We start from the raw sequence: 24,292 nt of genomic DNA, 5'->3' as shown, positions 1-24,292 counted from the left end.
GGCATGAGTTATCCCGCTGTCGCGTTCAGTCAATGAGGGCGGGCAGGGCGCGCTCGAGCCGGGGGCGCAGATGGGCGTGCTGATCGGGCAGCTTCAGCGCCTCGCCCAGATGGGCAAGGTCTTCGTCCCGGTCAAATCCCGGCTCGTTTGTTGCGATCTCGAAGAGCACCCCGCCGGGGGTGCGGAAGTAGATCGCCCAGAAATAATCGCGGTCGATGACCGGCGTGACATGCACGCCTGCCTCCAGCAGTGCCTTGCGCACTACGGCCTGCGCCGCGCGGTCCTCGACCGCAAAGGCGACATGATGCACCGATCCGGCGCCCTCGCGGGCCCGCTCGGCATCAGGCAATGTTTCGATGTCGATGACATCGGCGCCGTTGCCGTTCTCGAGGCCCATGCGAATGAGCGCACCCTCGCGGGCAATCTCGCGGTAACCCATGAAGCCGAGCAGACGCGCCGTCGCCTCGGCATCGCGCAGGCGCATGGTCACGCCGCGAAAGCCGCGGATGCCCATGTCGGTCGGGACCGGGCCACCGTCGAAGGGCGTGCGCGTGTCGCCCGGAACCTCGACCAGTGCGAAGCCGTCGCCATCGGGCCCGAAAAAGCGCAGACGTTTCTCGCCGAATTGCTCAAGCGTTTCGAGGCCATTCACCCCGGCCTTCGACAGGCGATCGCGCCAGACGCCGAGCGTGCCAACGGGTATGGCAAAGGCGGTTTCGGACACTTCCCCCGTCCCGCGGCGCCCTTGCACGATATGCGGAAAGGGAAAATAGGTCATCATCGTGCCGGGGGTGCCGGTCTGGTCTCCGTAATAGAGATGATAGACCTCGGGCGCGTCGAAATTCACGGTTTTCTTGACCCGACGCATGCCGAGAATCCTGGTGAAGAAATCGTTGTTTTGCTGCGCAGCCGCCGCTATCGACGTGACGTGGTGCAGGCCTTTGATCTGGGTGAGCATGGCAGACTCCTCGGTTGGTGAACTTGCTTGAACCTGAAGATAGGGCCGGGCGTCATTCAGCTGAACAGCTATAATCTTGCATTGACTATTGCACTGCGCGTAACAATGGCGGCATGGGAGAATTGGAATCCATCCGCGTCTTTCTGAGCGTGGCCGAGCTGGAGAGCTTTGCCGGGGCGGCGCGCCAGCTCGGGATGACACCAGCCTCGGTCACGCGCACCGTCGCGGCGCTGGAGGACCGGTTGCAGTTGCAGCTTCTGGTGCGCACGACGCGGCGGGTGTCGCTGACCTCGGCCGGTGCGCTCTATGCGGCGCGCGTGGCGCCGCTGGCGCAGGAGCTGTCGCGCGCGGTCGAGGAAACCCGCGAGGCGCAGGGCATGACCGCAGGCAGCATCCGCATCAGCGCGCCCATGTCGCTGGGGGTCGAGGTTCTCCCCCCGGTGCTGTCGCAATTCGCAACGCTGCATCCGCACACCCAGGTGGCCGTGCATCTGTCGGACAGTTTCGTCGATATCGTCGAGGACGATTACGATCTGGCCATCCGCGTCTCGGGGCCGCCGGGTGACAAATCCACCATCTGGCGCAAGATCTGCCCGGTGCCGCGCGTTCTGGTCGCCTCGGCCGAGTATATTGCCGCGAACGGCGCGCCGAAGATGCCAGAGGATCTGGGCGCCTATGTCTGTCTTGGCTACGCGGAGGATGCGCGCGACGAAATCTGGGATCTGACAAGGGGATCATCGCAGCGCAGCCACAGGGTCGAAGGCCGGTTCCGCGCCAATAACGGTGATCTTCTGGCCCGGCTGGTGCTGAACGGCGAGGGGATCGCGATGCTGCCGCGTTTCATCGTCGCGCGCGATATCGAGGCGGGACGCCTCGTTCAGGTTCTGCCGGATTGGGCGTTGCCCGAGATTTGGCTGACGCTGTATTATCCGCCCTACGACCAGCTTCCGCTGCGCGTGGCGACGTTCTCGGACTTCTTCGAAACGCATGTGGCGACGGTGTGCAGCCTTTGACGCCCCGCGCCGGATGATCCGACCGGAACAGGGCACGTGGCTTTCCCGGCCTGATTGGTTCGGAAACGCTCGTTCGTGATCATATCCTCTCAGCGGTTGGAAGGCGGGTCGCTTGGGACGAGGCGTTGGTGTCGCGCCGGGTCAAATGGCGCAGGTAACGGCGCTCAAACCCGCGGAAGGCCCATGTGATGCACAGCACAATGAGGAAATAGAGCAGGGCAGCAGTGATGAAGCCTTCATAGGCGAGGTAATAGCGCCCGTTCAGCCAGCGCCCAACGCCAAGGATATCTTGCAAGGTGATCGTGCTGGCAATGACCGAGCCGTGCAGCATGAAGATGACTTCGTTGGAATAGGCCGGGATCGCGCGACGGAAGGCCGAGGGCAAAATGATCCGGCGCATCCGGCTGCGGTAGGAGTGCCCGGTGGCAATAGCCGCCTCGACCTCTCCGGTCGGCGTATCGGCAATGGCACCGCGCAGCAGTTCGGTCGTATAGGCGGCGGTGTTGAGCGTGAAGGCGATGAGCGCGCACCACCACGCCGAGGACAGGATCGGATCCCACAGGAAGCTCTGGCGGATCACTTCAAACTGGCCGACGCCGTAATAGATCAGATAGGTCTGCACCAAGAGCGGCGTGCCGCGAAAGACATAGGTGTAGCCCTGCACCAAGGGGTTAAAGACCCGGTGTTTCGACGCGCGGGCAATGGCCATGGGGATCGACAGCAAGCCGCCCAGCAACAGCGACAGGAAGGTCAGGTTAAGCGTCACCCAAACGCCATAGAGGAAACGGTCAAAGTTCTCTGCGATCAGGGAGATGTCGAGCGGGATATAGGTCAGCAGGTTTTCCATCATCACGCCCTCACCACGCCACGGTTATAATGCCGCTCCACCGCGCGCAGCAGCAGATCAGAGATGCCGGTGAGCAGCAGGTAGATGACAAATGCCGCCGCCATGAAGGTGAAAAGCTGGCCCGTCGAACGCCCGGCTGTGAAGGCGTTATAGACTAGGTCCTGAAGCCCGATGACTGACACCAGCGCCGTGGTCTTGAGTTGCACCAGCCAGTTGTTGGTAAAGCCCGGCAGGGCATAGCGGATCATCTGCGGCCAGATGATATGGCGAAAGATCAGCGATTTGCGCATTCCGCAGCTGATACCAGCCTCGATCTGCCCACGCGGGATCGCCATGATCGCCCCGCGAAAGGTCTCGGTGAAATAGGCCCCAAAGATCACGCCGATCGTACCGGCCCCCGCTGCGAACTGGCTGACCTCGACGTAGCCCCAAAGCCCCGTCACCGCGCCGATTTTGTTAAGCGTCACCTGACCGCCAAAGAACACCAGCAGGATCAGCACCAAGTCTGGCACCCCGCGCACGATGGTGGTGTAGGCAGCGGCCAGTCGCTGGGCCAGCCGGTTGTGCGAAAGTTTGGCCCAGGCACCGAGCAGGCCAAAGATCAGGGCGATGACCAGCGAGGTGAGCGCCAGTTTGATCGTCATGATCGTGCCGTCGATCAATTGGGATTGGTATTCCAAAAGCAGGTTCATCGCGTGTTCCTTAAAGGATCATCAGGGCAGCGCAGGGCCGCCCTGATGAAAGGTGTAGGGCGGAGACTTACTCGCCCGCAGGCCGACCGCCGTAGATGTCGAAGGGGAAGTATGTGTCGTTGATCTCGGCATAGGTGCCGTTCTCACGGATCGCGGCAATTGCTTTGCTCAGGTCCTCGCGCAGCGCGTCCTCACCCTTGCGCACGGCAATGCCCACGCCTTCGCCGTAGCATTCAACGTCCGTGTGATCGCCACCAAGGAAGGCGTAATCGGCACCGGCCTCCGCGCTCAGAAAGCTTTCCTGCGCGATCAGACTGTCAGACAGCTGCGCGTCCACGCGGCCAAGTGCGAGATCGCGGAACACTTCGTCTTGCGAGCCGTAGAGAACGATCTCGGCATCGGGGAACATCTTTTCCGCGTAGCACTGATGGGTTGCGCCGCGCTGCACACCGATACGCTTTCCGGCCAGACCTTCGGGCGTGCCTTCAAAGTCGGCATTCTTGGGAGCCACCAGACGGGCCGGGGTTTTGTAGTATTTGTCGGAGAAATCGATCTGGCGCTTGCGCTCTTCGGTGATCGACATGGACGCGACGATGGCATCGAACTTGCGCGCCTTCAGCGCCGGGATCATGCCGTCCCATTCCTGCTCGACCAATTCACATTCGCGCTGCATCTCGGCGCAGAGTGCCTTGGCGATGTCGATGTCAAAGCCGACAAGCGTGCCGTCGGATTCCTTGGAGGAAAACGGAGGGTAGGCGCCTTCGACGCCGATGCGCAGCGTGTCTTGGGCGGCCAGTGGCAGGGCGACGGCGCTCAGTGCAATGGCAGCAGCGCTGCTAAGGATGGTTCTACGAAACATGGTGTGGTCCTCTCTGTGGTTAATTAGTTCATGCGCGAAAGAAACGCTTGGAACTCTGGGGTTTGCGGGTTGGAAAACAGCTTCGCGGGCGGGCCTTCTTCGCAGACTTCGCCTTGATGCAGAAACACGGTTCGGGTCGAGACATCGCGGGCAAAGCCCATCTCATGGGTCACGACCAACATGGTGCGGCCCTCTTCGGCCAGATCGCGCATGACGCCCAGCACTTCGCCCACCAGTTCAGGGTCCAGCGCCGACGTCGGCTCGTCAAAGAGCATCACATCAGGGTCCATCGCCAGCGCCCGGGCAATCGCCACACGCTGCTGCTGGCCACCCGAGAGATGGGCGGGGTAGTAGTCTGCCCGGTCCGACAGGCCGACCTTGGCAAGCAGCGCTTCGGCTTTCTCACGCGCCTGCGCTTTGGGGGTGCCTTGGACGTAGAGCGGGCCTTCCATGACGTTTTCCATCACGGTCATATGCGACCAAAGGTTAAATCCCTGAAACACCATCGCCAAACGGGCGCGCATGGCTTCGACCTGTCGCAGGTCTTGCGGCACGATCTCGCCCCGGCGGTTCTGCGTCATCCGCATCTGTTCCCCCGCCAGCCAAACCTCGCCAGAATTGGGCGTCTCCAGCAGGTTGATGCAGCGCAGGAAGGTGCTCTTGCCGGAGCCAGAGGCCCCCAGAATGGCGATGACCTCGCCCTTTTGCGCCTCAAGCGACACGCCTTTGATGACCTCATGCGAGCCGAAGCTCTTGTGCAGGTCTTTGACTTTCAGGGCAGCGGGGGCGCTCATGCGGGTTCCTCCTGAGGGTGTGAGAGTGCGGCCAACTCGCCCAAGGCGATCGGTTTGATCGGGGAGCGGGCGCGGGGTGGGGAGATGGGCTGGTTTGCGTTGCCTTCGCTGAGCAGCCCGCGCATGGTCGCGTCACACATGCGGCCCTGACAGGGGCCCATGCCGCAGCGCAGGGATGTTTTGATCTGGCGGGGGCCTTGCGCGCCTTCGCAAATGGCCTGCCGGACGGCCCCGGCGGAGACCTCCTCGCAACGGCAAACGATGGTTTCGTCTGTAGGGGCAAGGATCTCGGCGGGCGGGGGGTATGCGGCGTCAAGGAAGGGCCGAATGGCGCGGGCGCGGAACAGCGCAGCGCGGGCTCGGGCGGCACGTTGGTTGCGGGTGTCGGTGCTGAGCTGGCCGGATTGGCACAGGATGTTCAGCGCGGCCAATTCACCCGCCGCCGCCGCCGCCTCCGCCCCGCCAATCCCGGCACCGTCTCCGGCCACATGCAGTCCCGGCTGGTCGGTCGCCCCCCAAAGATCATGCTGCGGCTGAAAGGCGCCCTGCGCGGCGTTCCAGTGATGCGCGATCTCCGCCGCTCTTGTGATATGGGTGCCAGGGATCACCCCTTGGTGGGTCAGCAGCAGACCACAGGTAAGGCTCTGATCGCGCCCTTTCGCCCGGAAGGAGAAGTCGACCTTGCCGCTTTCGGTCGTGGTGGCATGGAAACCCGAGGCAGCGGTGTAGCGCGGCACGGCTGCTTTGCGAATCTTGGCAATCAGGCTCAGCCCTTTCAGCAAGGTTGGCAAGCCAAACAGGGCGCGGGGCAAATGCGGTGATGCGCCCAGCATTTGCGCAAAGGTCTGTGTCTCCACCAGCGCCTGTGGGGGGCTTCCGGCGTCGATCATCTGCGCCGCGATCAGATAGAGCAGCGGGCCAGACCCAGCGAGCACGGCATCCTTAGGCAGCATCCCCGCGGTCTTCATCAAAATCTGCGCGGCCCCGGCTGGCATCACACCGGGGAGCGTCCAGCCCGGAAAAGGCACAGGGCGTTCCTGCGCCCCAGTTGCCAGCAGTACATGGGCGGCCGAGGTCGTCTGACTTTTACCGCCGCGCGACCATGTGACCTGCGGCCCCCTATCGAGCCGCCAAACCGTTGCGCCAGATTGGAGCGTGATGCCGGGATGATCGAGCGCATCAACCAAATCCGCCCCCGCAGCGTAGGCTTGGCCAAGAAAGCCGCGCTTGCGCCGGTTCTGCGCCACATTGCGGTAGATTTGGCCGCCGGGCTGGGGCTGTTCGTCCAGCATCAACACCTGCAAACCGCCCCGCGCCGCGACGGCTGCGGCTGACATGCCAGCAGGTCCGGCGCCGATGATAATCAGATCCACCTCAGGCACGCCGACCTCCGTTCAGTTCACGCAGGCCCGTTTGGCGTCGGACGGTCATCCCCTCGCGCAGAAGGGTCATGCAGGCTTGGGTGTTGGGTGTGCCGTCGACCTCAACCAGACAGTCAAAACAGACACCCATCATGCAATAGGCCGTGCGGGGTGCGCCCTGCGCGGTCTGCCGCGTCCACGCGCCCGAATGGGCCAGCAGCGCCGCGGCGACAGTGACCCCGGCAGGCGCAGTGACAGGCTCGCCATCCAGCGTGAACTGCACGTGATCCCCGATCTCAGGCAGCGTGCGAAAGCGCGAAGCGACATTCATCGAAAGCCTCCAGATCAGGGGTGGGGGATGTGTTCATTATCCAATCCGCGAGCACGCTGGCGTGGAGGGGAGCCAGCGTGACCCCGCTGTGGCAGGTCACCAGAAAGGCACCGGGATATAGGCTGGATTTGGCATAGACCGGGTAGCCGTCCGGCGACATGACCCGCAGCGCCCCCCATGCCCGGACAACCCGCACATCGGCAAGCGCCGGGAAGACGGTGACAGCATGGTGCGCGAGTTTGGACATGATGGGCAAAGTCTCACGATCATCCAGCCCTGCATTCGCCTTGGTGCCGCCAATCTGCACGCCGCCCTCGTCGACCTGCCGGATGGTGCTGGACAGGAACGGCAGGCGGTTGCCCAGTTTCTCGGTGATGAGCAATTCGCCAAGCTGCGGCCGGACCTGCGTGATGAACCCAAGATCTCGGGCCAAAGTGGCAGCGCCCAACCCGGCACAGAGCACGACTTGCTCCGTGTAGAGTGCTTCCCCATCGGCCAGCGCCAGCGCGAAACCGCCGCCCCGCTGCGGCGTGACCACTGCGACTGTGGCGTTCATGGTCACGCGCCCGCCAGCCGTCTGAACCGCAGAGCGCAGGGCGCGCAGGAAGCGGAGCGGATTCACATGGCCGTCGCGCGGCGAAAAGCTGGCGCCGACAACCTCCGGTCCGATGCCCGGCAACTGGCTGCGTAGATCATCCCCATTGAGCATTTGATAGTTGGCACGGTGACCCAGATGCGCCGCTTGTTGCTCCAGCTCCGCCCTGAAGCCGTCCATCTCCGCGGGATTAGTGAAAAACTCGTAGCCGCCGGATTGATCCAGCGCCACGTCGATGCCCGAAAGCTCCTGTAACTGCCGCGCGAATTCCGGCCAGACGGCGAGCGCGTCCATCGTCCAATTGGCGTAAGGCGCGAAATCCCAGCCTTTGCCTTGGCCCCAGACGAGACCGAAGTTCCCCTGCGAGGCACGCGCATCGCTGTCAGCCCCATCCAGCACCCGAACGCGCCGCCCGGACAGCAGCAGACCGAGCGCCACAGACAGGCCAACAAGCCCGCCGCCGATGATGGTGATTTCAGGACTGCGCTGTTGCATGTGATTCCTCCGCGATAAAAATCGCAGCATTGTTTTCATAAGAATAATCGTATTATTTGCACAAATCATTCCCACAGATTATGGATTGTCATGCTCCCGCGTCTTACCCACCGTCAGATCGAAGCCTTCCGCGCTGTGATGGAGACCGGCAAGATCACCTCCGCCGCCGCCGCGCTCGGGACAACGCAGCCGTCGGTCAGCAAGCTGATCGCGGACCTGGAGCGTGCGGCTGGCTTTGACATGTTCGAACGCCAGGGCCGTCAGGTAGTGCCGACCCCGGAGGCCCGCGCGCTTTATGAAGAGGTCGAGCGGGCCTTCGTCGGGATGATGGAGATTTCACGCGTCATCGAGGATATTCGGGACTTCCGGACCGGCAGCCTACTCATCGCCGGGATGCCGGCATTGGCTCTGAAGCTCCTGCCCGATGTCATTGCGGAGTTCGTCGCCGAAGAACCGGGCATCACCGTATCCCTGCGCACGCGAAGCTCTCGGGCGGTGCTGCGCCATCTCAGTTCGCAGCAATTCGACCTCGGGTTTGCCGCGCTGGACAATGACCATCCCGCCGTGCTGCGCCGTCCGTTGTTCACGGCGCCGATGCTGGCCGCGCTGCCGCGGGGCAATGAGCTGGAAGGGAAGCCTGTGCTGGAGCCGAAAGATTTCGATCGGCGCCCCTTCATCGCGCTTGGAGCCGAGATCGGGACCCGCTCGGAAACGGATGCTTTCCTGTCCGCAGGCGGTGCCCGCCCCCGGATCGTCGCCGAGGCGCAGTTGTCCGCGTCGATCTGCGAAATGGTCGCGGCCGGAGCCGGCATATCGATCGTGGAGCCGGTGACGGCAACGCATTTTGCCAATCTCGGCCGGATCGCGGTGCGCCCTTTGTCGCCCGCGCAGCCCTTTCGCTATGACCTGCTTCTGCCGGCCACCCGCCAGCCGTCGCGCGTTGCCGGGCAGTTTCTGAAGTTGGTCGAAGCGCGGTTTGAAACGCTCATCGGTGTCCGGGCATAGCGTCGCGTGTCGGTGCTACTTACGCCGGTCTTGCGGGGCGAGCGGGTCTAGCCTCCGGGGAACGCCGGGTTTGCCCAGCCCACATTCCAGCGCCTGACGGTCCCAGTTCCCGGTCTTCGCAGCAGCCTCATACGTCGATCGAAGAAACGCCATGAGCGTGGCGCGGGGATCGTCGCTGCTCTGCACAGCCTTATAGGGCAGGAGAAACTCCCCGAGGTCTTTGTCGAAATAGGCGCTCTCCGGCTGCACCGGATGTTCGGCAAAACCTTCGGGCGTGGGGTAGGCATAGGCATAGAACATCGGTTCCTCCACGCCATTGCCCCCGGGCCAGAACCCCGCCGAAGAGACTTCGTGGCTGTAGGCCTCCTGCGCGACATCGTCCGGCAGGTTCGGAATGCCCGCCGGGTGCAGCGGTGCGCGTCGGCCCGAGAAGCGGGTCACGGCCAGATCTAGCGCGCCCCAGAACAGATGTACGGGCGAGACCTTGCCAAGAAAACCGGTGCGGAAATGTTCGAACACCGGCACGATATGCAGCAGGGCGCCGTGATAGCGTGTCACCGCTTCGGCGTCATAGGGCCGCTCCGCGTGGTCCTCGGCAAAGGGCGTCGGATCAGGCAATTCGTTCGGTGCGCCGTGAATGTCGAAGCTGCCGCCAAGCGCCTCGACGGCCTGTGCGGTCTGCTTGTGAAAGGTGGCAACGGGCATGGCTTCAAGCGGAAAAGACTCTCCCGCGCCGCCGTCGGCTTCGCCGACGAACTGATGATCGACCAGATCAAGCGTGAGGGTCAGGCAGCCATCGGCCTCATGTACGGGACCGGTGGTGAGGCCGCGCGGGGTGACATAGAGCGTCGCATGCCAGGAATGGTTGACCCAGGGGGTATGGGCCAACCGGTATTTGCCGAGAATCTGCGTCCAAAGGTGGAGTACCGCGCAGGTTCCGGACCATTCGCCGTCGTCCAGCGCGGGCCAGGCGCCCTTTTCTGCGCTGGTCATCCCATCGGCTCCATATCCTGGCGTTTCAACGCAAGCTGCACGCCCGCATCCGCTTCCATGCGCCCGATATGCTTTTTCAGCGCCGGGTAGTCGTCCAAGGAGAGAGGCGTCTGATCGATCCAACGGGTCAGCACATAGAGGAACGTGTCCGCAAAGCTGCGCTTGCCGAGATACCAGTCGCCATTCCCGCTCAGGATTCCGTCCATCCGGCGGTAATGGGTGTCGAGCTTCTCATAGGTCTTGCGTTTGACCTCATCAATCGCGGCATCGCTTTCGGCAAAGTTCTGCGGCCCGAAATGACCCCCATATGCGGCGTGGACCTCGGAGGTCATATAGGAAAGCGCCTCCGCTTCTTTCCAGCCCAGTACCGTGTCCCGGGCATAGCCTTCGCCGCCATGGGCCGCGCCAAGCCAGTTGAGGATCGCTGCAGCTTCGGTCAGCACATCGCCGTCCTCAAAGCGCAGGGCGGGGACTTTGCCTTTGTCGTTGATCGCCAGATAATCGTCCTTCTTGTGATCGCCATAGGCCATCGTATGGACTTCGACAGGCGCGTCGAGCCATGCCACCGCGATATTGGGGGCGAGCGAACAGGTTCCGGGCATTGTGTAGAGTGTGGGCATATTGCTTGTCCTTTGTAGGTTGATGAAATCCGGGGCTTACTGCTTGACGGCGAATTCGGTGAAGCCGGTGACGAACGCCCTGAGACGGTCCTTCATTTTCTCGTCGGTGAGCGCGCCGACGTCGTCGAAGATGCCCCCCGCGCGGGCGACCATCAGGCGGCCCTCGTGCCATTGCCGGGTGGTCAGGGTACGCAGGACGCTCAGCCATGCATCCTGGGCGAGGATCGTGCCGAAACCGCCGGGGGAGGCACCGAGCACGGCGAAAGGCTTGCCGCCGAAGACCTTGGAAATGTCGCCGGCCGGGCGGCTGGTCCAGTCGATGGCGTTCTTCAACACGCCGGGGATCGAGTTGTTGTATTCGGGCGAGAACAGCAACACGCCGTCGGCCTCGATGATCTGCTCTTTCAGCTTTTCGACTGCCGCGGGAAGGCCATGGGCCTGCTCATCATCCGCGTTGTACAGCGGAATATCGGCGATGCTGCCTTCGACCAGGCTGCTGCCCTCGGGCATCAGATCCTGCGCCGCGTGCAGCAGTGCCGTATTGAAAGAACCCTGTCTGAGGCTGCCCGAAATTCCAAGTATCTGCGTCATTGATCTTCCTTCCAGAGCCTTGTCACGCGGTCCTGCGTCCGGCTGGCTGCGACCTGTGTTCGTGCGGAAAAGGCGCCGCGCGAGCAGCGCCTCTTGGAGTGAGAGGTAACCTGATCCGTCAGGCCTTCAATGCCTGTGGCAGGACGGCGTCGATCACCGGCAGCCGACGCAGCGCGAATGCGCCACCGCCCTGAATGGCGACGATGACAGCAAGCGCGACCAGCAGAGCCGGAAATTCCCAGCCGCCGCCCTCGTTGCTGAAGAGCCAGCCGTTCCCGGCATGTGCCCAGAACGATCCGATCAGAACCGGCAGCGACAGCAGAGCGGCAAGGCGGGTATAGAGGCCCGCGATGATCGCGACGCCGCCGACGACTTCGGCAAAGACGGTCAGGTAGGCGACGATCGCCGGAAGACCGAGGCTGCCGAAGAAGGCCACGGTGCCGGGCAGGGTGAATACGAAGAGCTTGAGCAAGCCATGCGCCAGAAGGATGGTGCCGAGCGACAGCCGGGCAAGGGTGGCGCCGACGTTGGTGTTGGTTTCGAAAGTCATTGTCTGTCTCCTGTGAGACTGTCCGTTGTGTTCTGCTCCCTATATCGATCATTGCGCTGTGTTTGATAATATAAAGATATGGCAGCTTACCCGTTCCAAAAGGTTGATAATCCCATGGACCAGATTTCCCGCATCGGCATCTTTGTTGCGGTGGTGAAGGCGCAGAGCTTTGCCGGGGCCGCGCGGACGCTCGGCATGACCAGCTCCGCGGTGTCGAAACAGATTCAGAACCTCGAGCAGGACCTCAAGGTCAAGCTGCTCAACCGCACCACCCGTCATGTGGCGGTAACCGAAGAAGGCGCGGTCTATTTCGAACGGGCCAAGCAGGCGCTGATCGATCTGAAAGAGGCCGAAGAGGAAATCCATGAGCTGAAGGCCAAGCCGCGCGGGCCGCTGCGGGTGAGCCTGCCGCACAGTCTCGGCGTGAAATACCTGGCCTGCTGCGTGGCGCGTTTTGCCGACGCGCATCCGCATGTGGCGCTCGACGTCAGCCTGAATGATCGGTTCATCGACCCGGTGAATGATGGCTATGACGTGGTCGTGCGGATCGGTTCGCTTTCCGATTCCTCGTTGATGACGCGGCGGCTCGCGTCATGCCCGTTCATGCTCTGCGCCAGTCCTGACTATGTGTCGCGCAACGGATTGCCCGAAACACCCGACGATCTGACAAGGCATGACGTGCTGGCCTATTCGGGCAACCAAAGCCTGCATGAGTGGCGCTACAGGGATACCGGGGGGCAGGTGGGGCGGGTCTCTCTCGGCGGGTCGTTCCGCTCCGATTCAGGCGAGATGCTCTGCCGTGCCGCGATTGAGGGGATCGGCATCGCAATCCTGCCGGTCTTATATGTCGCGGAGCATCTGCGGGAAGGACACCTGCAACACCTGCTGCCCACCTGTCAGACCTGGCCGGAACGCGACATTCACCTGCTGTTTCGCCCCAACCGCTATCAGCCGACCCGACTGCGGCTCTTCGTCGATCATCTGGTCAAAACCGCCGCCGACTTCCCCTGGGAGCAGAGCTAGACCTCGATCTTCTCGATGTCTTTCAGGACGGCATGGACGGCCAGCCCCGTCTCGGTCAGCCCATAGGTCACTTTCGGCGGAATGGTGTTTTCCTGTTCGCGCCAGACCAGCCCGTCGGCCTCCAACTCGCGCAGGCGGGTGGTCAGCACCTTTGGCGAGATCCCTGCGATCCTTCGGCGCAATACGCCGAAACGACAGGCCTGATGTTCGCCAAGCACATAGATCACATGGGTTTTCCACTGACCCCAGAGTTTGCGCAGCAACCTGTCGGCCCCGCAGGGCATGTCGATTTCAACCGCGTTATCCGGGGCCGGTGCATTTTTTCGGGTGGTTTCCATTTGGTAACGACTTTCGCTTTGTAACTTGCAGCCTACATAAGCCTCCAACGGACGAACACAACATGCCAGACGGCCCTTCCAGCCCTTTGGCACCGAAAGGAGAGCATCATGTCTCATGCCAAATCCCCGGCCATCCCCGGCCTGCACCACGTCACCGCCATCTCCGGCCCGCCTCAGGACAACCTCGATTTCTGGGTCGGCACGCTGGGCCAGCGCTTTGTCAAACGCACGGTGAACTTCGACGATCCGGGCACCTATCACCTTTATTACGGTGACAGGGATGCGGCACCCGGGTCAATCATGACCTTCTTCCCCTTCGTTGATGCCGGACCGGGCCGGGCCGGGGCGGGCATGGCTTCTGCAGTGGCCTATGCGATCCCCGATCTCGACCAGCGCATGGGTGATCTGGCCGAAGCGGCTGTCGACTTCGAAGGACCGTTCGAGCGGTTCGGCGAGCGGGCGATTGCGCTGAAAGATCCCGATGGCCTGCGGGTGGAACTGATCGAAGGCGGCGCGCGGGACGAGGGGTTCCATTCCGTCACCCTCTGGCTTGACGAGGTCACCTCCACCGCCAAGGTGCTGGAGGCGATGGGCTATGAGCGCGAGGCGGAAGAGAGCACCGCGACCGGCGGCACGGGCGGCGGTGAAACCCGCATACGCTATCGCTCCACCGATCCCGAGCGCGGCTCGGCAGTGGATCTGATGACCTCGGATGCTCGCTCCATCGGGCGGCCGGGGGCGGGCACCATTCATCACGTCGCCTTCCGGGCGCGCGATGAAAAGGAACAGCTGGAATGGCGCGAGCGGCTCTCGGCTGCCGGTCAGCAGGTCACCCCGGTGATCGACCGGCAGTATTTCGACGCGATCTATTTCCGCACGCCCGGCGGTGTGCTGTTCGAGATTGCCACCGATCCACCGGGATTTGCCGTGGACGAAGATCCGGCGCATCTCGGCGAGGCGCTGAAACTGCCCGGGAAATACGAGGCGCATCGCGCACGTATCGAGCAGGTGCTGCCGGAAATCCGGGTGCCGTCATGAGCGGCGCGCTGGCGACCACAACCCGCGGTACCGGTCCGCATGCGGGGCAACGGCTGGTGACAGCCGGAGCCCCGCTCGACCGGGCGCGGCTGGCACTGGTAATGATTCACGGGCGCGGTGGCGCGCCCGAGGATATGGTGAGCCTTGCCGATCACCTCGCCCTGCCGGACCTCGCCGTTCTTGCGCCGCAGGCCGCGGGGCGCTCGTGGTGGCCGGACAGCTTCCTCGCACCGCTGGCGGCGAATGAGCCGGGGCTGAGCAGTGGACTGGGCGTGATCTCGAACCTGCTCGACGATCTGGCGGAACAGGGTTTCGGACCGGAACGGGTGGCGCTTGTCGGATTTTCGCAAGGCGCCTGTCTGGCGGTCGAGGCTGCCGCGCGGCTCGCCCGCCCGTTCCGCGCGGTGGCGGCGCTTTCGGGGGGTCTGGTCGGTACGGGTGAAGCCGGTGGCCCGCCCCGCGCCGATCTCTACGACCGTCCGGCCAAGTCTTTCGTCTACGAAGGTCGGCTCGCCGATGTGCCTGTCCTGATCGGCTGTCATGAGCAGGATCCGCATATCCCGCTCGCCCGCGTGCGCGAAAGCGCTACTGTTCTGGACGCGATGGGTGCGCAGATCGACACGCTCGTCATCCCCGGCGCCGGACATGGTATCATCGCCGAGGAGGCCACGTGGCTGCGCAGGCATCTGAACAACGAAGGCTGAAGGGAGAGCACATGGAGACCGACATCGACATCACCCGAGAAGAGGGCAACAGCAAGGGGCGCTATGTGGCCATGGTCGACGGCCACGAGGCCGAGATGACCTATTCCCGCCTGGGCGAAAGCACGATCATCATCGACCACACCGGCGTGCCGGACGCACTGCGCGGCCGCGGTGTCGGTCAGGCGCTGGTGCGTCGGGGGGTCGAGGATGCCCGTGCCGAAGGTCGCAAGATCGTGCCGCTTTGCCCTTTCGCCAAGGCGCAGATCGAACGCCATGCCGAATGGCAGGATGTCCTGCAAAACAGAAGCTGACAAAGGAGATATGCCATGAGTTGGAGCCCTTGCCCCGATCCCGTTCCCGGTGACGTGCAGAGTGTCGATGCCATCGAAACCCTGATCGTGCCCCGTGCGGTCGATCTTGGGGAAATGGAAGTGCGCCGCGCTTTGCCGTCCGACAAACGCCAGATGGTCGGCCCGTTCATCTTCTTCGACCAGATGGGCCCGGCGGAATTCCTGACCGATCAGGGCATCGACGTGCGCCCGCATCCGCATATCAACCTTGCCACGCTCACCTATCTCTTCGAGGGGCAGATCCACCACCGTGACAGTCTCGGCACCGATCTGGCGATCGAGCCCGGCGCGGTGAACTGGATGAAAGCGGGCAAGGGGATCGTCCATTCCGAACGCACCGCGCCCGAGCGCAAGGCCTCGGGCCAACGGCTGTTCGGTTTGCAGACATGGATGGCCCTGCCTGAAAATGAAGAGGAATCCGCCCCCGACTTCATGCATCACGGCAAGACAGACCTGCCCACGGTGGAAGCCGAAGGACTGACCGCGCGGCTGATCGCCGGTTCCACCTTCGGCGCCGCCTCGCCGCTCAAGACCGCGTCGGACACGCTTTACGCCGACGTCACCCTCGCGCCCGGGGCGAAAGCGCCCATCGCGGCCAATACCGAGGAACGCGCGCTCTATACCATCCGCGGCAAGATCGACATCGCCGGCGATACTTTCGAGCCGGGTCAATTGCTGGTCCTGCGTCCGGGCGATGAAGTTTCGGTCAAGGGCGTCGATGACGGCACCGGCGATCACGCGCGCTTCATGCTCTTTGGCGGCGCGCCGATGGAAGGTCCGCGCTACATCTGGTGGAATTTCGTGTCATCGCGCCGCGAACGTATCGAACAGGCCCGCGAGGAATGGCGCCGTGGCCGGTTCGAGACCGTGCCGGGCGACGAGGAAGAATTCATCCCGCTGCCCGAGGGCAAGCCCAAGATCATGCGCGCGCAGGGCGGTGTCTACTACCCATGAGGCATGTGCCCGTCCTCTGCACCGCCCTTGCCCTGATCGCGGTGACGGCGGGCGCGCCTGCTCTCGCCGCCGAGACGGAGAACGCCCGCAGCATGTTCGGCCTCGTCGGCATGGAGCTGGCGTTTCTCGAGGCGCTGGCGTTGATCGCGCTGGCCTGTGTCTGCGTGCCCCTGTCCCGGGCATTGGGGATGGGCACGGTGATCGGCTATCTGGCGGCAGGGGTGGTGGCGGGGGTCGGCCTGTCGATCTCCTTCACCCGCGATCCGGAGGAATTGCTGCATTTCGCCGAATTTGGCGTCGTGCTGTTCCTCTTCGTCATTGGTTTGGAGTTCCGTCCCGCGCGCCTGTGGGAAATGCGCGGCACGATCTTTGGCCGCGGGCTGGCACAGGTCATGACCTGCGCGGCGCTGCTGACCGCGGCGGCGCTGATCGTCGGGCTGGAGTGGCGCGTGGCGCTGATTGTCGGGCTTGGGCTGGCCCTGTCCTCAACCGCGCTGGTGATGCGCGGCATTGACGAGGGCGGCGAGCGCAATTCGGTCTTCGGCCAGACCGCCATCGCGGTCCTGCTGTTCGAGGATCTTGCCATCGTGCCGTTCCTGCTGCTCGTCACGCTCCTGGCTCCTTCCGGCGAAGGGGCGACACTGGCCGACAACCTGCGGGCCACCGCCATCGGCATCGGAGCCATCGCTCTACTGATCCTCATCGGCCGCTATGCGCTCGACCCGATCTTTCGCATCGTCGCCCGGACCCGCACGCCCGAGCTGATGACCGCCGCCGCCCTCGGCGTCGTGGTGTTCGCCGCGCTGATCATGGCTGCGGCGGGCCTGTCCTACGCCATGGGGGCGTTCATCGCCGGGGTGATGCTGGCAGAATCCTCCTATCGTCACGAGGTCGAGGCCGATATCGAACCTTTCCGCGGGCTGTTCATGGGGTTGTTCTTCGTCGCCGTTGGCCTCTCGCTGGATCTCCGGGCGTTGGCCGACAATTGGCTGATCATCATGCTGGCCGTGCCTGTCACAGTCACGTTGAAGGGCGTCGGCGCCTATGCGGTCAACCGGGCCTTCGGCACGCCACATCCCATCGCCCTGCGCATCGCCTTTGCGATGGGTCAGCACGGCGAATTCGGCTTCGTGCTCTTTGCCGCTGCCAGCGCCGCGCTGCTGCTGCCCGGCGACATCGCTTCCATTGTCGTCGCCATCGTGACCCTGTCGATGGCGATCTCGTCGCAATCCGAACGCCTCTATCGCGCAATTGTCCGCCAGCCAGCGCGCGAAACGATCGACGAAGATTACACGGACGCCGAAGGCACGGTGCTGATCATCGGATTCGGCCGCGTCGGACAATTGGTGGCGCAACCCCTCCTTGCCGAAGGCGTTCCCGTCACCTTGCTTGACCATGACGCCGACCGTATCCGCGAGGCCAAGCGGTTCAACGAGCGGGTGCATTTCGGCGATGGCAGGCGGGCGGACGTGCTGTCTGCTGCCGGGGCGGGCACGGCCAAGGTGATTGTCGTGGCTACCGATGATCCGGATACGACGCTGGAGATCGTCAGGATCGTCCGGCGCAAGTTCCCCGGCGCCGGGCTGCAGGTCCGCGCCCATGATCGCATTCATGCGGTCCGGCTGGCGGGCGAGGGGGTGCCGAACGAGGCGATCATGCGCGAGACCTGGTTGTCTGCGCTGGCGCTCGGCGGGCTGACCCTGCAAGCTCTGGGCTATGCAGATGGCGACGCGGATGACGTGATCGCTCGCCTGCGCAAAGGCGATACTGAGCGGCTGGATCAGCAGATCACGGTCGCGCGTGACGAGAGCGGACGCGAAGATATCATTGCAATGATCGCCCCGGAGCCGGTGTTGAAGAGATAGCCCGTCAGATTTTTGCGGATTCATCCTCAGGGGTGCGCGGATCGAGTGCCACAGCGACCGGAGATATATCCGGCAGCGGCACGAATTTCTCGCGCCCCTCGACGGGAAGCGGGCCGCCGGTTCGCACGGTGACCAGCACGAAAAGCGCATAGAGGACGGCGACGCCGGACTCGAACAGGAAAAAGGACGTCGGTCCATAGAGTGACATCAGCAATGCCGCCAGCAGCGGGCCGACCGTGGCGCCGATCGAATAGACCATCAGCAACCGCCCCGAAGCGGCCACGTAAAAGCGCTTTTCCAGCCGGTCGAACGTCTGCGCCACGCAGAGCGGATAGACGCTGCTGACCGCTCCGCCGAAGGCAAGCGCCATGGCGATCAGCAGGGCCAATGGCAGCCCACCGGCGAGCGCGCTGGACAGCAGACCCCGGGAAATACCGACCGCCAGCAGCAGACAGGACATGACGATGCGTCGATCAAAACGATCCGCAAGCATCCCAACGGGCACCTGGAAGCTGAGGCCGCCGAGCACGACCGTACTCATGAACATGGCCGCCTCGGCCACGCTCAGCCCGATCTGCCGGGCGAAGACCACGCCCAGGGCGTAGAAGGAACCGACAAGCATACCCGCGACGCCCGCGCCGACGACTCCCACCCGCGAGGCATCGAAAAGTATCTTGAGGTCAAGCACACGCAGGTCTTTGAGATCCGGTTCGCCCAGGCGGGTCATGGCGACCGGAATCAGCGACAATACGATCAAGGTCGAAGCCATCATCAGATGATCGCTGTCCCCGACCGTGCCCGCGTTCACCAGGGTCTGCCCCATGGCAATCGCCAGATAGAAGACCAACATATAATAGCCGAGCACCCGCCCACGGGTCTGGTTGCTGCTGCGGTCGTTCAGCCAGCTTTCGATGGAGGTGGTCATGCCCGCAATGCAAAATCCGTTGATCACCCTCAGAACGGCCCATGCGAGGGGATGTTCCAGGAACCCATAGGCCAGACAGACCGCTGCCGTGAGCGCGGCAAAGGCGGAGAAGGCACGGATATGGCCGATCCGCAGGATGACATGTTTCGTATAGAAGCCACCGAGGGCCAGCCCCATGTAATAGGCTGCCATCACGGCGCCGGTCAGGGCGACAGGATAGCCCGCCGCCTCCATCCGCAGCGGCAGGACGACACCAAGCAGGCTGTTGCCCGCCATGAGCAGGATCGTTCCGCCAAACAGGGCTTTGACCGGTGCGAGCAGGGCGAAGAAGCTATGGGCCATGGCTTTCGTGCTTCCTCTTAAAGCTGCTGTGCAAGAAAAAACCCCGGCCGAAACCGGGGCTTGATGATATGCGATTCGCGACAGCAGCGTGCAGATAATGCGACGCTGTCTGCCGCGACCGTGTTTCCGACGGGATCAGCTGGCGGTGGGTAATGTCCCCGATTTGCCGATCAGGCGCCTTGGGCCCAGCCTGCGACCTCCTGTCGGACGGCTCACTCTCCGGGCGCATCAGCGGTCTGTTCGCATCCCAAATTGGTGCCGTCCAACTGGTTCTCCAGGATCGCCGAACGTCCCTTGGTCGACAAGGTATCCGCGCCTGACACATAGCGCGCGCCGGAGCCAGAGACGACATTGACGAAGATACGCGCCGCGCCGTCGATCTCCATGAGCGCGAGCGCGTTGGGCCCCGCATTCACATATTGCACGCGCAGCGGGCCGGCCTCTTCACACTCATACTCGATGGTCTCAACGCTGTCGGCAGTGCCGAGCGAGAGGTTCAGGGTTGTTTCCGCCGTGGCGGGGAGAGCCATGGCCGAGCAGGTCAGAGCGGTGAATACGAAACGCATGGGGATCATCCTATGTTGAAGGTCTTCAGCCGCTGAGGTAGGCCGCGCGCCGCGGCGCTGCAAGGTGCGAAGCGCGGCGGCGGCGGCAGGTGCGCAGATCCGCTCCGCGGCGCCTTACAGCGCGGCGGCGCATCACATTGGCGGCATTTCACTCAGCCCTGCAGTAGACACCCCGACCGTGAGATTCCGGTCAATCATGTGAATGGGCATGGTCGTGATCATGAGAGTGTCCGTGCCCTTCATCATGCGCGTGATGATGCGGAGCCATCGGACCGGGGTCTTTCGGGATATGTCCCCCCGCAGCATAGGTCTTCTGCATCTCCCGCACCCAGCCACAAAGCTGTTCGACAGTCTCCGGGCGTTTGCGCGAGAGGGCGAGCACGGGACCACCGTCGCGCGCGTTCGTCGCATCTGCCACCATCTGCTTTACATCCACGTCAACATGTTCGCCCAGATCGATCTTGTTGATCACCAGCAGATCCGCCCCGCTGATCCCCGGGCCGCCCTTGCGTGCCACATCGCCGCCGCCGGCCACATCAAGCACGAAGAGCTGCGCATCCACCAGTGCGGGAGAGAAGGTGGCTGTGAGGTTGTCACCGCCGCTTTCCACCAACACGATGTCGAGCGGGGCAAAGTCGCGCTCCATGTCCTCGACGGCGATGAGGTTCATCGTGACGTCGTCGCGAATGGCCGTGTGCGGGCACGAACCCGTTTCAACGGCGCGGATGCGCTCTTCGGGCAACACGCCTGCAGATCTCAGAAACCGAGCATCCTCGTCGGTGTAGATGTCGTTGGTGATGACGCCGATCTGGAATTCATCGCGCAGATGACGACAGATCGCCGCAATGACCGAGCTTTTGCCTGTGCCGACCGGGCCGGCAACCCCCAGACGCAGCGCGCGGCTTTGCTTTGTCTCGTTCAAATCATGCATCTTCGGTTCTCCTTCATTTCAGATGGCCCAGGGGGCGCCGAGTTTGTTCATTCCGTCGTGCAGCAGGCGGCGCAGCGCGAGGCTGTCAGGGGCCACCGCTCCGATGGCCACGCCGGGCCCTGCCAGCGGCGCGAGTGCTGCATTCCGATGATAGGGCTGCGCCGACGGGGGGGCTTTGCCCCAATCGGGTTCTACGACGACGATCGATCCTGCCGCGCGGTTGCCGTCCAGCACCGCCGCACCGTCCGACCCTTGTGCGGAGGGACCAAAGCTCAGTTGCTGGTCATAGAGCGCGCGGGCGTCGCGGGTGATCCGCAGGCGGCTGCTGAAGTCACCGGGTGCTTCGCCATGCCGACCGAGCAACATTTCCTCGCGCAGAACGAGACGCGCGTCCGCCGCGAGATCGATGCGCACATCATGTCGATGATTGCACCCGCGTGCCGCGATGATCGGCTCGGCCCACCAGATGAATGTCGCGCCCTGCGCAACACTGACCTTGATCGACATTCTCGACTGTCCGCCACCGAGGCCCGGAAGCACCAGCGTGGCTGAAACCTCCTGTAAAAACAGCGTGCTGCCCGCGCCCACATGGACATCCAGCGTATAGGCGTCTCCGCCCAGCGGTCCTGCCGTGCCTGCGGCAAGCGCCACCCGCGCAATGTCGGTCCGGCGATGCGTCAGCGGCTCGGGACCTTTCGGATTGCTCTTGCGCAGAACCAGCGGCCCATCCGAGCGGAGCACATTCACCCGACTTCCCCTTCCGGCGGCGGCAAGCTCTGTTGACAGGTTCGCGCGGGCGAACAGCGCCCCCGTCGTCTCCTGGCGGGTCTTAAGAAGCGAACAGTCGGACATCGGACCTCCTGTGATGCTCGGCGGCGATGTCTGTGAGGGGTGATCCGGGTGCGGGTAGGTCTTCGGGCCGCTCAAAGGCACAGGCGGCGGCCTGTTCCGCCAAAAGGGTGAGCCGTCCGGTCATGCGGGCCAGGATCGCATGGACTTCAAAGGGGTCGACCGGCATCAGCTTGGCAGCCGCTGCCGCGGCGCCGGAATTGTTCTCATGCAGGATGGCGAGCGCCGCTGCCGCGGGATCAAGACCGAATGCCGCCGCGCAGATGCCCATGACGAGCGGCTGGTGTGGGGCAGGCCCCAGAAGGTCGAAATGCGGATGCGGATGAATGCCCTGCATCGCGCGGCGCAGCTGGCGTCCCAGATCGCGAGACACCTTGCGCAGCTCCGATGAAGGGATGCGTGCGTCGAGCTCTGCCTCCAACCCGGCCAAATCAGACAGATCCCCCCGGGCGGCCCTTGCACAGACGGCAGCGGCAAAGGCCGCCGCGACAAGGCCCGCCGTTTCCGAGCGGCCGATCAGGAAGGCTTCGAGATCCGCCATATTGCGCACGCGCCCCGCCCGCACGGCCGGTTCCAGCCCCCCGGAATGGGCATAGCCTCCGGCGGGTAAACGACCGTCTGCGAGCAGCAACAAAGCTGCCTGATGCCCTGCCGTGCGATCCAACATCAGAACAGGAAGTATCGCTGTGCCATCGGCACTTCACTGGCGGGTTCGTGATCCGCGATCTCGCCGTCGATCTTGACCGAATAGGTATCGGGATCGACCTCGATTTTTGGCAAGGCGGTGTTTTCGGGCATATCCTCCTTGCCCCGTCCGCGCGTGTTTTCGATGGCAACGAACTTGCGGCTGGTGTTGATCCGGTCCGCGATGCCATCGTCAATGGCCGCCTGCGACACGAATGCCAGCGATGTCGCCCCGGTTGCAGGCGTATGGACGTTGAAACCGATCCGCTCCAGCACCGGCTGCGGCGTCGGGATCGAGGCATTCGGATCGCCCAGGGCCGCCGTCGCCACCATGCCACCGGTAAACACGGTATGGGGGCGTACGCCGAACAGGGCCGGTTGCCACATGACGATGTCCGCCTTCTTGCCGATCTCGATCGAACCGATCTCGCGTTCCATGCCGTGTGCGACCGCGGGGCAGATCGTGTATTTCGCCACATAGCGTCGCGCCCGCATGTTGTCAGCGCGGGTGTCGCCCGGCGCAAAGCCGCGCAGTTTCTTCATTTGGTGGGCGGTCTGCCAGGTGCGCATGACCGTTTCACCGATGCGCCCCATTGCCTGTGCATCCGAGGACATGATCGAAATCGCGCCCAAGTCCTGCAGGATATCTTCGGCGGCGATGGTACCTGCGCGCACGCGGCTTTCGGCAAAGGCCAGATCGTTGGGCACCTGCGGGTTGAGATGGTGGGCGACCATGACCATGTCCAGATGCTCGGCCACGGTGTTTCTGGTGAAAGGCCGCGTCGGGTTGGTCGAGGCGGGAAGTACATTGCGCTCGCCTGCGATGGAGATGATGTCAGGCGCGTGACCGCCCCCGGCCCCTTCGGTGTGGAACGCGTGGAAGGTGCGGCCATTGACGGCTTTGAGCAGGTCTTCGACGAAACCGGCCTCGTTCAGAGTGTCCGAGTGGATTGCAACCTGAACGCCGGATTCCTCAGCGACGGACAGGCAGGCATCAATGGCGGCAGGCGTCGCGCCCCAGTCCTCATGCACCTTGAAGCCGCCGACACCGCCGCGCAACTGCTCCCACATCGCCTCTTTCGACATGGTGTTGCCGCGCCCGAGGAACAGCACGTTGACCGGCCAGGGATCGAAGCCTTCCAGCATCCGCTCCATCCACCATGCCCCCGGCGTGGCCAAGGTTGCCTTGGAGCCTTCTGTCGGGCCTGTGCCGCCGCCGGTAACCGTGGTCACGCCCGATGCCAGCGCCACCTGCAACATCTGGGGTCCGACAAAATGCACATGGGTGTCGATCGCCCCCGCCGTGGCAATCAGGCCGTTGCCGGCCATGATTTCCGTCGAGGGGCCGATCACCAGCGCCGGGTCGACCCCGTCCATCGTGTCGGGATTGCCCGATTTGCCGATGCCGACAATGCGCCCGTCGCGCACCCCGATATCGGCCTTGATCACGCCCCAATGGTCCAGAATGACGGCACCCGTAATCACCAGATCTGGCGTGCCTTGCGCACGGGTATGCGAGGATTGCCCCATGGATTCACGGATCGACTTGCCGCCCCCGAAGACGGATTCGTCCCCGCCGCCGGAGCGGTCCTCCTCGACCTCGATGGTCAGACAGGTATCGGCCAGCCTGATACGGTCGCCCTTTGTGGGACCGTAGGAGGCGACATATTCGCGGCGATCAATCTTTTGCATTGTCGAGCTCCCCTTTGCACAATCCGCGCAGCCCCAGAACGATGCGCTTGCCCTGAATGGGCACCAGTTTCACCTCGGCGACGGCCCCCGGTTCGAACCGCTCCGCACCGCCGGACAACACGGCAAGACGCTTGCCCCAGGCTGCATCGCGGTCGAAATCGAGCGCCGCGTTCACTTCGGCGAAATGGAAATGGGAGCCGATCTGGATCGGGCGGTCGGAAGTGTTCGCGACACGGATTGTCGTCACCTCTAGACCCCATGATCGCCGTGTGAGCTGACTGGCTCGGCGGCCTCTCCCGCGGCATTCTCCGTTCGAGGGTTGCGTCA

Annotated in this window: 28 protein-coding genes; 8 read left to right on the top strand and 20 right to left on the bottom strand. The window is 63.7% G+C overall.

The features are described from left to right. Positions 1–25 precede the first annotated feature (25 nt). A complete protein-coding gene (locus tag ACFSUD_RS15230) occupies positions 26–958 on the bottom strand; it encodes a VOC family protein (protein ID WP_386375362.1) in 933 nt (310 codons plus the stop codon). 113 nt (positions 959–1,071) lie between these two features. On the opposite strand from ACFSUD_RS15230, the gene ACFSUD_RS15225 reads away from it, so the two are divergent. After that, positions 1,072–1,971 carry a LysR family transcriptional regulator gene (locus tag ACFSUD_RS15225; protein ID WP_386375361.1) on the top strand — a complete coding sequence of 300 codons (900 nt, stop codon included), beginning with the start codon at positions 1,072–1,074 and terminating at the stop codon, positions 1,969–1,971. A 79-nt stretch (positions 1,972–2,050) separates the two neighbouring features. Here ACFSUD_RS15225 and ACFSUD_RS15220 read toward each other — a convergent pair whose 3' ends face one another. The 7 genes from ACFSUD_RS15220 to ACFSUD_RS15190 all read right to left on the bottom strand — a co-directional run bounded on the left by ACFSUD_RS15220 (position 2,051) and on the right by ACFSUD_RS15190 (position 7,945). Continuing rightward, positions 2,051–2,818: an ABC transporter permease gene (locus tag ACFSUD_RS15220; protein WP_386375360.1), complete on the bottom strand. Its 768-nt coding sequence runs from the start codon at positions 2,816–2,818 to the stop codon at positions 2,051–2,053. A gap of 2 nt (positions 2,819–2,820) precedes the next feature. Further along, positions 2,821–3,510 (bottom strand): ABC transporter permease, encoded by a 690-nt coding sequence (locus ACFSUD_RS15215; RefSeq protein WP_386375359.1) that lies wholly within the window; start codon positions 3,508–3,510, stop codon positions 2,821–2,823. A 67-nt stretch (positions 3,511–3,577) separates the two neighbouring features. After that, entirely contained in the window at positions 3,578–4,369 is a 792-nt protein-coding gene (locus tag ACFSUD_RS15210; protein WP_386375358.1) for an ABC transporter substrate-binding protein, read from the bottom strand. Between the two features lie 23 nt (positions 4,370–4,392). Beyond that, positions 4,393–5,163: an ABC transporter ATP-binding protein gene (locus ACFSUD_RS15205; RefSeq protein ID WP_386375357.1), complete on the bottom strand. Its 771-nt coding sequence runs from the start codon at positions 5,161–5,163 to the stop codon at positions 4,393–4,395. Continuing rightward, a complete protein-coding gene (locus ACFSUD_RS15200) occupies positions 5,160–6,545 on the bottom strand; it encodes an FAD-dependent oxidoreductase (protein ID WP_386375356.1) in 1,386 nt (461 codons plus the stop codon). Before ACFSUD_RS15200 ends, ACFSUD_RS15205 begins: the two co-directional genes overlap by 4 nt. Next, complete coding sequence (locus ACFSUD_RS15195) at positions 6,538–6,855, bottom strand: (2Fe-2S)-binding protein (RefSeq protein ID WP_386375355.1); 318 nt, start codon at positions 6,853–6,855, stop codon at positions 6,538–6,540. The genes ACFSUD_RS15200 and ACFSUD_RS15195 overlap by 8 nt, the downstream gene beginning before the upstream one ends. Next, positions 6,821–7,945, bottom strand: coding sequence for an NAD(P)/FAD-dependent oxidoreductase (locus tag ACFSUD_RS15190; protein WP_386375354.1), 1,125 nt, complete (start codon positions 7,943–7,945; stop codon positions 6,821–6,823). The genes ACFSUD_RS15195 and ACFSUD_RS15190 overlap by 35 nt, the downstream gene beginning before the upstream one ends. A 90-nt stretch (positions 7,946–8,035) precedes the next feature. Here ACFSUD_RS15190 and ACFSUD_RS15185 point away from each other — a divergent pair, with 90 nt between their 5' ends. Beyond that, complete coding sequence (locus tag ACFSUD_RS15185) at positions 8,036–8,950, top strand: LysR substrate-binding domain-containing protein (RefSeq protein ID WP_386375353.1); 915 nt, start codon at positions 8,036–8,038, stop codon at positions 8,948–8,950. 15 nt (positions 8,951–8,965) lie between these two features. Here the strand turns inward: ACFSUD_RS15185 and ACFSUD_RS15180 are convergent, their stop codons facing one another. The 4 genes from ACFSUD_RS15180 to ACFSUD_RS15165 all read right to left on the bottom strand — a co-directional run bounded on the left by ACFSUD_RS15180 (position 8,966) and on the right by ACFSUD_RS15165 (position 11,704). Continuing rightward, entirely contained in the window at positions 8,966–9,943 is a 978-nt protein-coding gene (locus ACFSUD_RS15180) for a DUF5996 family protein (protein WP_386375352.1), read from the bottom strand. Continuing rightward, the gene (locus ACFSUD_RS15175; protein WP_386375351.1) at positions 9,940–10,563 is read right to left on the bottom strand and encodes a glutathione S-transferase family protein; all 624 of its coding nucleotides are present in this window, start codon (positions 10,561–10,563) and stop codon (positions 9,940–9,942) included. The genes ACFSUD_RS15180 and ACFSUD_RS15175 overlap by 4 nt, the downstream gene beginning before the upstream one ends. 36 nt (positions 10,564–10,599) lie before the next feature. Then, positions 10,600–11,154: an NADPH-dependent FMN reductase gene (locus tag ACFSUD_RS15170; RefSeq protein ID WP_386375350.1), complete on the bottom strand. Its 555-nt coding sequence runs from the start codon at positions 11,152–11,154 to the stop codon at positions 10,600–10,602. A 118-nt stretch (positions 11,155–11,272) separates the two neighbouring features. Next, entirely contained in the window at positions 11,273–11,704 is a 432-nt protein-coding gene (locus ACFSUD_RS15165; RefSeq protein WP_386375349.1) for a DoxX family protein, read from the bottom strand. A gap of 114 nt (positions 11,705–11,818) precedes the next feature. On the opposite strand from ACFSUD_RS15165, the gene ACFSUD_RS15160 reads away from it, so the two are divergent. Further along, a complete protein-coding gene (locus tag ACFSUD_RS15160) occupies positions 11,819–12,727 on the top strand; it encodes a LysR family transcriptional regulator (protein ID WP_386375348.1) in 909 nt (302 codons plus the stop codon). On the opposite strand, the gene ACFSUD_RS15155 is transcribed toward ACFSUD_RS15160, so the two are convergent. Next, positions 12,724–13,065, bottom strand: coding sequence for a winged helix-turn-helix transcriptional regulator (locus ACFSUD_RS15155; RefSeq protein ID WP_386375347.1), 342 nt, complete (start codon positions 13,063–13,065; stop codon positions 12,724–12,726). The genes ACFSUD_RS15160 and ACFSUD_RS15155 overlap by 4 nt on opposite strands. 108 nt (positions 13,066–13,173) lie before the next feature. Between ACFSUD_RS15155 and ACFSUD_RS15150 the strand changes: the two genes are divergently transcribed. Genes ACFSUD_RS15150 through ACFSUD_RS15130 form a run of 5 tightly spaced genes read left to right on the top strand, consistent with a single transcriptional unit; the run spans position 13,174 to position 17,976 of the window. Then, complete coding sequence (locus ACFSUD_RS15150; RefSeq protein WP_386375346.1) at positions 13,174–14,103, top strand: ring-cleaving dioxygenase; 930 nt, start codon at positions 13,174–13,176, stop codon at positions 14,101–14,103. Next, positions 14,100–14,807 carry an alpha/beta hydrolase gene (locus tag ACFSUD_RS15145; RefSeq protein WP_386375345.1) on the top strand — a complete coding sequence of 236 codons (708 nt, stop codon included), beginning with the start codon at positions 14,100–14,102 and terminating at the stop codon, positions 14,805–14,807. The genes ACFSUD_RS15150 and ACFSUD_RS15145 overlap by 4 nt, the downstream gene beginning before the upstream one ends. An 11-nt stretch (positions 14,808–14,818) precedes the next feature. Beyond that, a complete protein-coding gene (locus ACFSUD_RS15140; protein ID WP_386375344.1) occupies positions 14,819–15,118 on the top strand; it encodes a GNAT family N-acetyltransferase in 300 nt (99 codons plus the stop codon). A 15-nt stretch (positions 15,119–15,133) separates the two neighbouring features. Further along, a complete protein-coding gene (locus ACFSUD_RS15135; RefSeq protein WP_386375343.1) occupies positions 15,134–16,111 on the top strand; it encodes a pirin family protein in 978 nt (325 codons plus the stop codon). Next, entirely contained in the window at positions 16,108–17,976 is a 1,869-nt protein-coding gene (locus ACFSUD_RS15130; protein WP_386375342.1) for a monovalent cation:proton antiporter-2 (CPA2) family protein, read from the top strand. The genes ACFSUD_RS15135 and ACFSUD_RS15130 overlap by 4 nt, the downstream gene beginning before the upstream one ends. Before the next feature lie 4 nt (positions 17,977–17,980). On the opposite strand, the gene ACFSUD_RS15125 is transcribed toward ACFSUD_RS15130, so the two are convergent. The 7 genes from ACFSUD_RS15125 to ureB all read right to left on the bottom strand — a co-directional run bounded on the left by ACFSUD_RS15125 (position 17,981) and on the right by ureB (position 24,212). Then, positions 17,981–19,243 carry an MFS transporter gene (locus ACFSUD_RS15125; RefSeq protein WP_386375341.1) on the bottom strand — a complete coding sequence of 421 codons (1,263 nt, stop codon included), beginning with the start codon at positions 19,241–19,243 and terminating at the stop codon, positions 17,981–17,983. Between the two features lie 212 nt (positions 19,244–19,455). Continuing rightward, positions 19,456–19,809 (bottom strand): MliC family protein, encoded by a 354-nt coding sequence (locus tag ACFSUD_RS15120; protein WP_386375340.1) that lies wholly within the window; start codon positions 19,807–19,809, stop codon positions 19,456–19,458. Between the two features lie 190 nt (positions 19,810–19,999). Further along, a complete protein-coding gene (ureG, locus tag ACFSUD_RS15115) occupies positions 20,000–20,740 on the bottom strand; it encodes an urease accessory protein UreG (RefSeq protein ID WP_386375339.1) in 741 nt (246 codons plus the stop codon). Positions 20,741–20,758: 18 nt separating this feature from the next. Then, on the bottom strand, positions 20,759–21,487 hold the full coding sequence (locus tag ACFSUD_RS15110; RefSeq protein ID WP_386375338.1) for an urease accessory protein UreD: 729 nt from the start codon (positions 21,485–21,487) through the stop codon (positions 20,759–20,761). Positions 21,488–21,569: 82 nt separating this feature from the next. Next, positions 21,570–22,220, bottom strand: a complete 651-nt coding sequence (locus ACFSUD_RS15105) for an urease accessory protein UreF (RefSeq protein WP_386375337.1) — start codon at positions 22,218–22,220, stop codon at positions 21,570–21,572. 35 nt (positions 22,221–22,255) lie between these two features. Beyond that, complete coding sequence (locus ACFSUD_RS15100; RefSeq protein WP_386375336.1) at positions 22,256–23,965, bottom strand: urease subunit alpha; 1,710 nt, start codon at positions 23,963–23,965, stop codon at positions 22,256–22,258. Then, positions 23,952–24,212, bottom strand: a complete 261-nt coding sequence (gene ureB / locus ACFSUD_RS15095; RefSeq protein ID WP_386375335.1) for an urease subunit beta — start codon at positions 24,210–24,212, stop codon at positions 23,952–23,954. Before ureB ends, ACFSUD_RS15100 begins: the two co-directional genes overlap by 14 nt. Positions 24,213–24,292 lie beyond the last annotated feature (80 nt).

Source organism: Sulfitobacter aestuarii, assembly GCF_042685005.1.
GTDB classification, from domain to species: Bacteria; Pseudomonadota; Alphaproteobacteria; order Rhodobacterales; family Rhodobacteraceae; genus Sulfitobacter; species Sulfitobacter aestuarii.
This window is presented reverse-complemented; position numbering and strand designations above follow the sequence as displayed.